Annotated in this window: 9 protein-coding genes and 1 tRNA gene; 1 reads left to right on the forward strand and 9 read right to left on the reverse strand. The window is 63.1% G+C overall.

What is annotated here, in order from left to right; all coding sequences use genetic code 11:
- Window positions 1-381: 381 nt before the first annotated feature.
- The 8 genes from LOZ74_RS16540 to LOZ74_RS16575 all read right to left on the reverse strand — a co-directional run bounded on the left by LOZ74_RS16540 (window position 382) and on the right by LOZ74_RS16575 (window position 10,490).
- Window positions 382-457: transfer RNA gene (locus tag LOZ74_RS16540), tRNA-Thr, on the reverse strand.
- Window positions 458-544: 87 nt separating this feature from the next.
- Window positions 545-1,741, reverse strand: coding sequence for a dipeptidase (locus LOZ74_RS16545; RefSeq protein ID WP_230292092.1), 1,197 nt, complete (start codon window positions 1,739-1,741; stop codon window positions 545-547).
- Entirely contained in the window at window positions 1,738-2,892 is a 1,155-nt protein-coding gene (locus tag LOZ74_RS16550) for a hypothetical protein (protein WP_230292093.1), read from the reverse strand. Before LOZ74_RS16550 ends, LOZ74_RS16545 begins: the two co-directional genes overlap by 4 nt.
- Window positions 2,893-2,901: 9 nt before the next feature.
- On the reverse strand, window positions 2,902-3,978 hold the full coding sequence (locus tag LOZ74_RS16555; RefSeq protein ID WP_230292094.1) for a DUF1611 domain-containing protein: 1,077 nt from the start codon (window positions 3,976-3,978) through the stop codon (window positions 2,902-2,904).
- A gap of 2 nt (window positions 3,979-3,980) precedes the next feature.
- Window positions 3,981-6,233 carry a TonB-dependent receptor gene (locus tag LOZ74_RS16560; RefSeq protein ID WP_230292095.1) on the reverse strand — a complete coding sequence of 751 codons (2,253 nt, stop codon included), beginning with the start codon at window positions 6,231-6,233 and terminating at the stop codon, window positions 3,981-3,983.
- A 35-nt stretch (window positions 6,234-6,268) separates the two neighbouring features.
- Window positions 6,269-7,411: a dipeptidase gene (locus tag LOZ74_RS16565; protein ID WP_230292096.1), complete on the reverse strand. Its 1,143-nt coding sequence runs from the start codon at window positions 7,409-7,411 to the stop codon at window positions 6,269-6,271.
- A gap of 80 nt (window positions 7,412-7,491) precedes the next feature.
- The gene (locus LOZ74_RS16570; protein ID WP_230292097.1) at window positions 7,492-8,496 is read right to left on the reverse strand and encodes a dipeptide epimerase; all 1,005 of its coding nucleotides are present in this window, start codon (window positions 8,494-8,496) and stop codon (window positions 7,492-7,494) included.
- Window positions 8,496-10,490, reverse strand: coding sequence for a serine hydrolase (locus LOZ74_RS16575; protein ID WP_230292098.1), 1,995 nt, complete (start codon window positions 10,488-10,490; stop codon window positions 8,496-8,498). The genes LOZ74_RS16570 and LOZ74_RS16575 overlap by 1 nt, the downstream gene beginning before the upstream one ends.
- A 171-nt stretch (window positions 10,491-10,661) precedes the next feature.
- Between LOZ74_RS16575 and LOZ74_RS16580 the strand changes: the two genes are divergently transcribed.
- Window positions 10,662-11,297 carry a helix-turn-helix domain-containing protein gene (locus LOZ74_RS16580; RefSeq protein WP_230292099.1) on the forward strand — a complete coding sequence of 212 codons (636 nt, stop codon included), beginning with the start codon at window positions 10,662-10,664 and terminating at the stop codon, window positions 11,295-11,297.
- Between the two features lie 28 nt (window positions 11,298-11,325).
- On the opposite strand, the gene LOZ74_RS16585 is transcribed toward LOZ74_RS16580, so the two are convergent.
- Window positions 11,326-12,195, reverse strand: a complete 870-nt coding sequence (locus tag LOZ74_RS16585) for an aldo/keto reductase (RefSeq protein ID WP_230292100.1) — start codon at window positions 12,193-12,195, stop codon at window positions 11,326-11,328.
- Window positions 12,196-12,243 lie beyond the last annotated feature (48 nt).

The raw sequence follows: 12,243 nt of genomic DNA on the forward strand, positions 1-12,243 counted from the left end.
CGCAGATTAGGCGCGTCGATACCCCGACCGCAATCGGGCAAGTCCCTAGGGAAAAGGGGGTATTTGTCACTATGGCGCGCAGCCCAAAAGCGCTCCCTCCGTTCCGGCCGTCGCAGCGCGGGCGACGACCGGCTGTCAAGGCTGGTGCTGCTAATACCGATGCCGCCGTTTTCATGGGGGCGGCGCGTATTCTCGCCATGAAGCGTCAGCGACGAGAACCGCGCGACCGGCACATTCGCGGGAACATCAGGCGATAGGTACGCTCAGGGTCACTGGCGGCGCTGTTCGATGCAGGCGGTGCAATGCCCCATCCGGATGTTGGGCGCATCACCCGAAACCCGCAGAAATTCAAGCTTTAGGGGGTATCCAGAGACAGGATAATGGTGCCGCTTACAGGACTCGAACCTGTGGCCCCCGCATTACGAATGCGATGCTCTACCAACTGAGCTAAAGCGGCGATCCGGTGCCCGTTAGCTTTATGAAAGGCGGGCGGCAAGTCGCAATTACACAGGTCAGGCAAATTTGCGGGCGGACGGGGTGCCGTTTATCGGTTCCCCGCGCCCTGCGCCGACAGGATGCGCAGCACATTGCCGCTCCACATCTTGGCAATATCCTCGTCGGAATAGCCCGCCTGCTTCAGGCGTTGCGTGATGTGCGGCTGGGCCGAGATGTCCTGCAACCCGTCTATCCCCGCGCCGCCATCCCAGTCCGCGCCAAAACAGATATGGTCGGGTCCGGCCACTTCGACCGCACGCAGGACCATCGCCATGTAATCGTCGAAATCGGCTGCCCACATGCGTTCGGTCTGGTCCAAGGCGTGCCAGCGGCGGGCAAGACCGGCCTGATCGTCGGGCGACAGCGTATCGATTTTCTCGAACAGGCCGAACAATTCGGCGCGCTCGTCGGACATCTGGATGTCGGAGAGATAGACGCTGGTCACGCACATCGCCCCGCGCTTTGCAGCAAGAGCGCGCAGACGGTCCTCATCCAGATTGCGCGGGTGGCCGTGGGCCGAGCGCAGGCCCGAATGCGACAATATAATCGGATAGGCCGACAGTTCCAGCATCTGGTCGAACGCCGCGTCCGAAGCATGGCTGGCGTCGATCACCATGCCCAGCCGGTTCATTTCGGCCACCCATTCACGGCCCAGCGGGCTAAGCCCGTTCCAATGCGGCGTGTCGGTCGCCGAATCGGCGAACTGGTTGTTGGCCAAATGCACCGGCCCCGCCATGCGCACGCCGCGGTCGTAAAATTCGGCCAGCAGCGACAGATCGGTGCCCAGCGGAAAGCTGTTTTCGATGGATTTGAACGCGACCAGCCTGCCTTCGCCGTCCAGCCTGCGGGCATCGTCCGCCGTCAGCGCGGGGCCGATGGCGGCGGCATGATCGGCAACGACCTTGTCGATCAGGTCGGACCGGCCCCGCGCGAACGCCAGCGCATCGGCATAGCCGCGATCGGTCAGCGGACCCTGTTCGGTAAAGATCACAAAAAACCCGCCGTCGAGCGCGCCGTCCTGCATGCGCGGAATATCAAGCTGCGACAAATCGCCCGCAAAGCTGTGGCGCGCGCCGAAATCCCACCCTTCGCGCGCGAAATGGAGCGGCGTGTCGAGATGGGTGTCGAGTGTCAGCAGGCGCGTGTGCAGCGGTACGGACGCAGGGGGCGCCTCCACGGTCGTGGCGCAGGCGCCCAGCGAAAGGGCCGTGGCCATGACAATAATCGGAAGGCGGAGCAGGATCATGGCGCGGTTCCATCGGTCGCGGGTTGCAGGGCGGGCTGCTCGTCGTGCCGGACCATCCGCCATACGCCGATGGTCAGCAGGGGCAGCACAAAGACCGCCAGAAAGACCACGGCGAAAAACCGATAGCCGCTGGCGATCAGATCGACGAGGCCGATGTGCGAGGCGACGAACATACAGCCCGCAAGGATCGCCGCCCCGATCAGGCTGCGCCCCCACAGCGCCGGCGCAGGTCGCCCGTGCGATTGCAGCGAATGGGCGATGCGTTCGTTGATCGCATGGACCGCGCCGACCCCGCTTTCGACCAGGGCCAGGAAGATCATCAACTGGAACAGCAGCGCAAAGGCGGGCACGCCCATCTGGCGCAGCAGAAAATCGGACGGCAGCACTTCGTTGCCGATGGCGGGATAGAATGCGGCCATGGCGATGAAGAACAGGATCGCGGGCAGCATGGTCAGCGGTCCCGCAATGGCGCCCGCCACCAGCGCGTCGCGGCGCGATGTCAGATGGCGCAGCACCGGCAGGATCATCACGGCGCCCACGATATTATACGCCGCATAGCTGACCCCGCCTTCCAGCCAGCCTGCTTGCGGCGGGGGCGATGTGGCCAGCGCCGTTCCGATGCGGTCGCCGAAACGGGTCAGCGCCAGAACGATAAAGGCGGCATACACGGCATAGATCAGGAAAGAGGCATAGCGGAACAGCCGTTCCACGCTGTCGCTGCCCGATGCGGTGACGGCAAGGATCGCGGCGGCCAGCGCCAGCGAACCGGCCCATTCGGGCCAGCCCAGCGTCGCCGCGCCGATCGCGCCCGCTGCAGCGCCGAACACCGCAAGGATCAGTACCACGAACAACAGGAAAGCGATTTCGAACACGATGCCCAGCGGGCCCAGCAACTGTGCGAAAAAGCTGCGGTAATCGAACGCCTGCATCGCCTGCGCAAAGGCAAAGGTCAGCGCGGCGACGATACTCCACACCAAGGTTGCCGCCAGCATCGCGGTCAGCCCGCCGACGGGGCCTGCCGGCAGGAAGAATTCGGCCAGTTCGCGACCCGTGGCATAGCCGCCGCCGATGATCACCGCCTTGAGCGCGAAACCGGGCAGCAGAAAGCGTGCGAACCAGCCTTCGCCCTGCATGGCGGCCCGTTTGGTCATAACAACGCGTCAATCATGCCCGACACTTGCCGACCCGAGACAGTTGCCGACCAAGGCATCGAATGCAGCGCCCCCGCGCAGCGGATCGGCAGCGGGCAGGCCCAGACGGTCGCTTTCGCGCGCCAGCAGGTCGGCGGCGGCACCTGCGTCCAGATCGCTGGTATTGATGCTGATCCCCCCGCAGCGTATCGCGGGATTGGTCCGGCTGCCCAGACGGATCGTCATGTCGATCACCTCTTCGATTGCCGGCAGGGCGAAATCTTCCATGCCAAGGATCACCTTGCGCGCGTTTTCGTGGCATACGACGAACACATCGGGCTGGCTACCGTGCAATAGCCCCAGCGACACGGCGGCATAGGCGGGATTGAACAGCGAACCCTGCCCCTCGATCACGTCCCAATGGGTTGCGGGTGCATCGGGGCTGAGGATTTCGGCGGCCCCCGCCTCGAAGTCGGAAATGACCGCGTCCATCGGCATGCCGCCGCCCGCGATCAAGATGCCTGTCTGTCCCGTTGCGCGGAAATCGGCGTCGATGCCGCGCTCGACGAAGGCGCGATGCAGCGCGAGGGCGGTGTATTTCTTGCCCACCGCGCAATCGGTTCCCACGGCCAGCAAGCGCTTCCCCGTGCGCTTGCGGCCGTTGCCGACGGGAATGCCCGCAGGGGGCACGCGAATATCGATCAGTTTCCTGCCAGTGCGCTGCGCTGCCTGAGCGAGCACTGGCTGGTCGGCCAGCCGCATATGCATGCCGCTGACAAGGTCCAGTCCCGCCTCCAGCGCGTCGACCAGCGCGGGCAACCAGCTGTCTGGCACAACGCCCCCCGGATTGGCGACACCGATGACCAGCGCCCTGACCCCTGCCGCTGCCGCCTGTGCGGGCGTCATAGCGGGAAGCCCCGTCGTGACCGTGCAGCCCGCCACTGCCAGTTCCCCGATGCAGCGTTCGGGCGCCCAATCGGCAAGGCCAAGAGCAGTCTTGGCATAGCTGCGATCGGTCGTGTCGCCCAGAAACAGGAGATAGGGCGATGGCAGGCTGTGCCCGCCACCGCTCTTGTCCAATGCGGGTGCCAGAATCGCGGCCTCCACGATCAATAGCGCAGGTCGAGGGCGACGCCCACGGTGCGCGGCTGAACCGGCACGGCCCAGCCGTAATTGCGCTCACCAAAGCCGGTGCGCGCGATGCCGCCTGACAGATAGGCATCCTCGTCGGTGACATTGCGGGCATAGACGCGGACGGTGAACACATTGTTGGTCGCCGCCAGCGACAGGTCGAGCGTGGTGTAGTCGGGCAGGCTTAGCGTGTTGACCGCCGTTTCGGCGCCGGTCAGCCGGTCGTCGACATAGCGGATATTGCCCGCCACGATCCCTTCCCAATCGCCCGAGAGACCGAACGCATATTGCGGCCCGAAGCTCACCGAGAATTCGGGGATATTGGGCAGGCGGTCGCCCTTTGCCCCGACACCGCTGGGCGCATCCTCGCGCAATTCGGACTTGGTATAGGCGGCGTTGAGGGCGATGCTCAGCCCCTCTGCCGGACGGATGCTGCCGCCGAATTCAAAGCCGCGTGCCCGCGCCTTGCCCGCATTGTCGAAATAGCTGACTCCGCTGTCGTTCGACACGCTGAGCTGGATGTCGTTCCAGTCCATCTGGAACAGTGCCATGTCGACGCTGGCCAGATTGCCGCCCAGATCGGCCTTGAAGCCAACTTCATAGCTGGTCAGCGTATCGGCATCGACCTGCGTGGGCGTATCGGGAAGAATCACGTTCGGACCGCCGGGGCGATATCCGGTTGCCGCGCGGGCATAGAGTGAGGCGCTCGGCGCGACTTCGTAGCGGCCGAATGCCGACCACGTCCACACGCTCTCGGCCGAGCTGCCCGGATCGTCGGCTTCGGGCACAAGCCCCACCGCGCTGGAGCTGATCTGGCGGAAATCCTGTTCGTTACGCGCCCAGCGAAGCCCGCCGCCAAGTTCGAACACTTCGGCAAAAGTATAGCTGGCCTGACCGAAGACGGCATATTCGTCATAGGTCGACGGCAAGCCTGCCAGCGCCAGCGGATCGACGCCCGGAATGGGGTCAAGGTTCAGGTCCTGCGCGGTGACGGTCTGCAGATTGCCGCTCTTTTCATGCGTATAGAAGCCGCCCAGAACCCATTGCAGCGGCGCATTGCCGTCGGGTGCGCTGACGCGGAATTCCTGCGTGAATTTCTCAAGATCCAGCGTGATGTAGAACGCCGACACACCCGGTTGGCCGGTGACCAGCGGGATCAGCACGCCATAGACGTCGGTATAATCGCCATATTGGTATGTCGTGCTGTCGGAGTAGCTGGTCGCCGACAGGAAATCGGCAAAGCCAAGGTCCAGCTTGGCCGTGGCGGTCAGATAGGTAATCTCGTTCTGGAACAGGCTGGGCAGCTGATCGTCGATCGAACGGCCGTCGCCCAGCGGTTCCAGCGCGCCAAAGGGCACTTGTTCGGTGTTCGACAGGTAAGGCTCGGGAATGTCGAAGCGCGTTACCGAATAGCCGTCGGCGTCGGTTTTCTGCCACATGCCCGCCACTTCGAGCGAGAAATTGCTGGTGGGTTCCCACAGCGCCGCGATGCGGGCGCTTTGCTGGTCGTATTTGTTGACGTCATCGCCGCCCGCACCCAGGTCGTCGATGTAACCCGGCGTATGGCGGAAGGAATAGCTGCCGCGCACGGCCAGTTGTCCTTCGATCACCGGCATGTTGATGCCGACCCGCGCGGCATAGCCCAGATCGCCCGAATCGGCGATGGTGAACAGGTCGCCGCCGCCACGGATTTCCATGGTGTTGAGGTCGGGATCGCGGGTCACATATTTCAGCAGGCCGCCGATCGAGCTGGCTCCGTAAAGCGTGCCTTGCGGCCCTTTCAGCACCTCGATCCGTTCGATGTCATAGGGCAGCAGATCGGTCGAGAATTCGGCGCTGCGGGCATAGAGCGTGGACGAGCCGACCGGAGCCTCGTCGATATAGGCCCCGACCGTCTGGCTGGCGCCCAGCGCTGCAATACCGCGCAGGCTGATGGTGGACTGGCCGGGCGTGCCGCCGCTGTCGATCTGCAGGCCGGGCACGAAACCCGCGATATCGACCAGCGATGCCGCCTGGAATTTTTCGAGATCCTCGGCCCCGACCACGCTGATCGCGGCGGGAACGTCGACAAGGCGCTGTTCGCGCTTTTGCGCGGTGACGATGATGGCATTGCCGCCCTGTCCCTGCGTTTCGGCCTCGGCGGCGTCCTGTGCATGCGCCGTTACGGGCAGCGCTGCCGCGCAGGTCAAAGCGGTGCATGCGATAAAAGCCGTCTTGCGGGTAAGTGCCATGTGATCCCCTTTTCGATAAAAACCGGCGGCGCGCATCAGCGCCAGACCGTGGCGAGCAGCCGCCGGAAGTTCCCTCCCAGAACAAGGGCGATATGCTCGTCGGTATAGTTGCGGCGGATAAGCTCTTCGGTGAGGTCGAAGATTTTTTTCGGATGGTCGAAACCGGCGACGTCGATCTTGTCGCGAAACGCATAGCTGCCCTTGTACGACGCTTTCAGCGCGGCATACTGGTCGGGCGGCATATCGTCATAACCGTTGAGATCGGCGTCCGACCCGATGCCGACATGGTCGATCCCCACAAGGTCGCGGACATGGTCGATATGGTCGACCAGATCGCCGATCGTGGTCGGGTCGCGGTCCTTGATGAACATGCTGACCCCGCTGATTCCCATTACCCCGCCCTTGGCGGCAAGCGCGCGGATCGCCTCGTCGGTTTTGACCCGCGGATGATCGACCAGCGCGCGGCAATTGGAATGGGTGATCGCGATCGGACCCGATGCGATATCGATCGCGTCCAGCGTCGTCCGGTCTCCGCAATGCGAGGTGTCGACCAGCATGCCGGTCTTTTCCATTTCGGCGATGATCGCCGCGCCGAAATCGGTGACCCCGCCGTCCACCCGTTCGGTGCTGCCCGATCCCAACAGGTTCTGCGCATTATAGGTCAGCTGCGATACGCGCTGGCCCAGACCGTGGAAGAAGGCGACATCCTCTACGCTGCGGAAATGTTCCGAATTCTGGATGCCCATGATGACGCAGCATTTGCCGTCAGCCTTGGCCGCATCCAGATCCCCGACCTTGCCCGCAGCCGAGAAGATATCCGCATTGCGCGCGGCGAAACCCTGCCAGCCTGCGAAATTGGCCAGAACGTCCTGATAGGCATCGGGACCGCCGATGCCCCATGCATTGTGAAAGCCGGTGATGCCGCAGCCGCGGAATTCGTCCTTGTCCCCCGCGGGCATCTCGCGCGTGTAATAGCTGTCGCTGATATCGATCTTGAGCGGGGCCAGCATGTCGATAACCAGCGACGCGGCCACAAGATCGACGGCCCTGCGCGAATAGACACGATCCGGTGCCGCAGTGAAGGCATAGGCACTCCGGCCGATCATCGGCGCCGCCAGTGCCGCACCGGTGCTTTTCGCCACGAAATTCCGGCGCGTCATCCGCGAAAAACCGCTCATGCCTATCCGCCATTTGTTACCCTGAAATGGCAGTATTTGTCCTGATCAGAAAATTGTCAACCCAATCAGGACAAATGATTTCATCCCCAGATAGATGGCGGGCAAGCGATTGTTCCCAAATGATAAATAACGCCGGGATCGCGGTCTTTTGCAAGGAATGTCGGCCCGTCGAGGTCGACGATGTCGCATAATTGTCCCAACAGGAAAGACGGGGCCATCGACAGGCTGGTGCCCATCATATTGCCGACCATGACGCCCAGCCCCAACCGGCGGGCTTCTTCGGCGATGGCCAGCGCCGCGGTCAGTCCGCCGCATTTGTCGAGCTTGATATTCACCACGTCGAACCGACCCGCGAGCGAGGGCACATCGGCCAGAGTCACCGCGCTCTCATCGGCAACGAAGGGCAGCCTGCGCTTCAGCCCATCGAGCCCGGCTTCTTCCCCGCGAGGCAGGGGTTGCTCCAGCATGGCGATGTCGCAATCGACCAGCATCGGCTGAAGCCGTTCCAGCGTGTCGCGGCGATAGCCCTGATTGGCGTCGACGCCGATCCATGCACGCGGGCGGGCCGCGCGAATCTTTTGCAGGCGCGCGACATCGTCGTGCAGATCGCCGGTCAGCTTCACCTTGACTGGCGCATAGGGATCCAGCTCCATCGCTGCCTTTGCCATGGCATCGGGCGTATCCGCGCCAAGGGTCAGCGTGGTTTTCAGCACGCGCGGCGGCCCCAGCCCTGCCGCCTGCCACGCAGGTCTGCCGGTGGTTTTCGCTTCCAGATCCCACAAGGCGCAATCGATGGCATTGCGCGCCCCGCCCGCAGGCATCAGCGATTGCAACCCTTCGCGCGTGATACCGGTTTCGATTGCCGGTCGCGCGCGTTCCGCTTCGGCCAGCATGTGATCGATATCGTCGCCAAGGTAATAGACGCCCGCGCCCTCACCCCGCCCGGTATGGCGGCCATTGCCGATTTCGGCGACCAGCACCGGCGTTTCGGTGAAGACATGACCCGAAATGCGGAACGGCTGGCGATAGGCGAAACGCTCGACCTTTAATGTCAGGGTCAACGCGGTCTGGGCACGAATGGTCATCAGTACACCATCGACAGGCCATAAAGGTTGAAGCGCAGCGCGACCCAGCCCAGCACCAGCGCCGCCAGCAGCAACAGCAGCGCGCCCAGTTTCGCTCCCCAGCCGCGCTTGCCCGCAAGGCAGAGCCAGAAATGCCAGCCCGAAGCCGCGATCAGCCCGATGCAGGCCAGCGGGGTCACAACGCGCAGCAGCTGGATCAGCCAGTCCATCGGGCCACTGGCGTTCGACCAGTCATTATCGATCGACTGCAACAGCAGCAGCCATCCGCCGACGGCCAGCAGCGCGATCCATGCAAGGATGCGCGACAGGCGATAACCGGCCGCTTCCTTGCCCGTGAAGGGAAACTCGCCCTTGAACCTGCGGCGCACCAAGGCGCGCACCGGCCAGCCGATGGCGGCGATCGCGACCAGCGCGATGGCGGCCAGCAGCGCAGGCAGCAGCCATGCGGCATTCATCCCCGCGCTGGCCGGTACCAGCACGGTAAAGGGCGATGCGGTGTCGATGCTGACGCGCAGCACCTTGCCGTCCTGCAACTCGGCCGCCAGTTTTTCCCCGCTGTTCAGATCCTGCCAGACGAAAGGTTCGATCTCGACCCATTTACGCGACACCGAACCCCCGTTTTCCAGCGCCGGCAATGCGATGGAGCCATCGGCCGTGGCGACGATCTCGGTCTGGCCCAGCAGGCCCGCAATGCTCATGAAATTGGTGAAGGAGCCACGGCTGCTGACGTAATGGCCGGCAAGTTGCGCGGCATGCCGGCGCGCCTGCGCATCGTCGACGCGCGTGTCCGCCATGTCTTTGCCGGGCAGATAGCGGTCGGCGAACTTGTGGAACAGCCCGTGGGTCAGCGCCCCGTTGCTGCCGTTCACGCCGCCCGAGTTGATCGAAACGAACAGGCCGATGCCGTCATCCTCGAACAGCCAGAGATAGCTGTGGAACCATTGCGTGTTGCCACCATGACCGATGGCGCGGTGGCCATTGGCGTGCTGTTCGTAAAAGCCCAGCGCCATGCGATTGAGGGGGCCGATACCCGGCGCGCGGTAATCATGCATGATGCGCGCCGTTTCGGGCCTCAGCAGCACGCCGCCATCGTTGAGATGGGCGATCATGAACCGCCCCATGTCCGAACCGGTCGCGGCCAGGCTGCCCGCTGGTGCGGGGAACACCATCTCATAAGGCTGCGCCTTGCCCGAGACATTGGGATAACCCCTGGACATCATCAGCGCGAGACGATCGGGCAGCGGTTGGCGAAAGCTGGAATGCGCCATTCCCAGTGGGTTCAGCACGCGCGCTTCGATATAATCGTCAAATGCCATGCCGCTGACGCGCTGCACGATATAGCCCGCCAGCGCAGTGGCGTAATTGGAATAGGCAGGCGTCGTGCCGGGTGCGAAAACGCGCTCGGGAAGCGCCTTGGGCATCAGCTCGTCCAGCGGGATCATGCCGTCGGGATCGGTGCCGATCAGATAGCGCAGCGATTCCTCGAATCCCGGCGTATGGGTCATGCTGTGGCGCAGGGTAATCGGCTGCCCGTCGAAAGGCGGGATCGTGAAGTCGAGGTAGCTGTTCACATCCTCGTCAAGGTCGAGCTTTCCTTCCTCGACCAGCTGCATCACCGCGGTCCACGTAAACAGCTTGGACACCGAGCCGGGACGGAACAGCGTACCGTCTGCCGTGACGGGGCTGCGGGTTTCCAGATCGGAAAATCCGTAACCCTTTTCGAGGATGGGCCCGTTTCGGTCGACCACGACGACAACCCCGCCCGCAATCCGGCCGCGATCGAGTGCGTTCATCATATAGCCGTCAAGCCATGCTTCCAGATCGGCACGGTCGATCGCGACGGGTGCGGAAAGCGGCGTGGCGGGCGATGCGTTTACGCCTGTAACGGGTGCCTTTTCGGGCGTTTCGCCCGTGGCCTGCGCCGCCAGCGGTCCGGCGACCAGCGCAGACAGCAGCGCCGCGACGGCCAGTGAAAACCCGATCAAAACCCGCATGTGAACCCCCACGCTATGCCGGCTTCATCCCGCTTCGCCAAAACCATCCCGATCAAGGCTGATCACCATGCCTTGCGGCGGGGCGTACGAGACACTACCAATATATCCAAAGAATTTTCCAATCAGGGCCATAATGATCCTGATTGGAAAATTGTCAAATAGGGAATCGCGATGCCGGAAACATCAAAGCCTTCGATCAAGCCGCCGACGCTGGGACAGGTCATGAAGGGGATCAGGGGAAGGCACGGCTGGACGCTCAAGGAAATGAGCGCGGCTTCGGGGATTCCGGTCTCTACCCTGTCAAAGGTCGAGCATGACCGGCTGACGCTCAGCTATGACAAGCTGCAGCAGGTCAGCCAGCGGCTGAACATCCGCATGGCAGACCTGTTTTACGAAGAGCCCGAGGATGCCAGACCGCAAGTGACCGGCCGCCGCAGCATCGGCACGCTGGAAACCGCCGCGCGGGTCACGACCGAGAATTACGACTATCACTATCTGTGCACCGATCTGAAGCAGAAGCGGATGATCCCCATCCTCACCCGCATCCGCGCACGCAGCGCCAAGGAATTCGGCGAGCTGATCCGCCATCAGGGCGAGGAATTCATCTATGTGCTGGAAGGCAGGGTCGAGATTCACACCGAATTCTACGATCCGGTGCAACTGGACGAGGGGCAGGGCCTCTATATCGATTCGTCGATGGGCCATGCGTATGTCGTGGGCGAAGGCTGTGACGAGGCGGTGGTGCTGGGCATCTGCTCCAGCGCGGAAGACGGGCTGATGGATTCGCTGCTGAGCCTGCGCCACTGACCGGCGGCGCAGGCCCGCAATCCGCCAATTATGCCCGGGCGTGGATGCCGAACACGGGAAACATGTTCGATTCGCCATAGTCGCGCACCGGCTTCACCGCCTTCAACGCGTCCATATCCGCGTCGGAAATGGTGAAATCCAGATCGGCATTGGTGCGCATATGTGCCGGATTCGCCGTCTTGGGCAGCGGCAAGAGGCCAAGTTGCAGGCAAAAGCGGATCGCCAATTGCGCCGCACCCACACCATAATTCGATGCAATGGCCGCAATCTCGGCATTGTGCAGGATTTCGCCGTGACCGATCGGCGAATAGGCTTCGACCAATATATCCCGTTCACGGCAATACCCGATCAGCTCGAACGGCATATTGCCGACATGGGCAAGTATCTGGTTCACTGCGGGGCGCATGCTGCCATTCGCAAGGATATTGTCGATATCGGCCTGTTCGAAATTCGACAGCCCGATGGCGCGGATCTTGCCCGCCGCACAGGCTTCTTCCAGCGCGCGCCATGCCTGCAGGTTCCCCTCGGCAAAGCGCTCTCCGTTGCGGAACCGGTCCCACGGCTGCGGGCTGTGGATGATCATCAGGTCGATCTCGTCCAGCCCCAGTGCCACGAGCGAACCGTCGATCGCGTCACGCGCAGCCGCGAAATCCTTGATCCCCGCGTCCAGCTTGGTCGTCACGAAAAGCGCATCGCGCGGCAAGCCGCAGTCGCGCAGGCCCGCACCGACACCGCGTTCGTTGCCATAGGCCTGCGCGGTATCGAAATGGCGGTATCCGGCATCGACTGCCGCATGGACGGCGTCGGCCGCCTTGTCATCGTCGATCATCCATGTGCCAAGGCCCAGCCGGGGAATGGCGACACCGTTGTTCAGCGTGTAATTTTCCTGAAGGATCATAAAACAGTCTCGTAATCTTGTGGGGGATGAGGGGTGGCCGTACCGGAA

Source organism: Croceicoccus sp. Ery5 (assembly GCF_020985325.1).
GTDB lineage: Bacteria > Pseudomonadota > Alphaproteobacteria > Sphingomonadales > Sphingomonadaceae > Croceicoccus.

Coding starts and splice junctions, on each gene's coding strand:
- LOZ74_RS16545 (WP_230292092.1), bottom strand. CDS start 1,741: ATGATCCTGCTCCGCCTTCCGATTATTGTCATGGCCACGGCCCTTTCG.
- LOZ74_RS16550 (WP_230292093.1), bottom strand. CDS start 2,892: ATGACCAAACGGGCCGCCATGCAGGGCGAAGGCTGGTTCGCACGCTTT.
- LOZ74_RS16560 (WP_230292095.1), bottom strand. CDS start 6,233: ATGGCACTTACCCGCAAGACGGCTTTTATCGCATGCACCGCTTTGACC.
- LOZ74_RS16565 (WP_230292096.1), bottom strand. CDS start 7,411: ATGAGCGGTTTTTCGCGGATGACGCGCCGGAATTTCGTGGCGAAAAGC.
- LOZ74_RS16570 (WP_230292097.1), bottom strand. CDS start 8,496: ATGACCATTCGTGCCCAGACCGCGTTGACCCTGACATTAAAGGTCGAG.
- LOZ74_RS16575 (WP_230292098.1), bottom strand. CDS start 10,490: ATGCGGGTTTTGATCGGGTTTTCACTGGCCGTCGCGGCGCTGCTGTCT.
- LOZ74_RS16580 (WP_230292099.1), top strand. CDS start 10,662: ATGCCGGAAACATCAAAGCCTTCGATCAAGCCGCCGACGCTGGGACAG.
- LOZ74_RS16585 (WP_230292100.1), bottom strand. CDS start 12,195: ATGATCCTTCAGGAAAATTACACGCTGAACAACGGTGTCGCCATTCCC.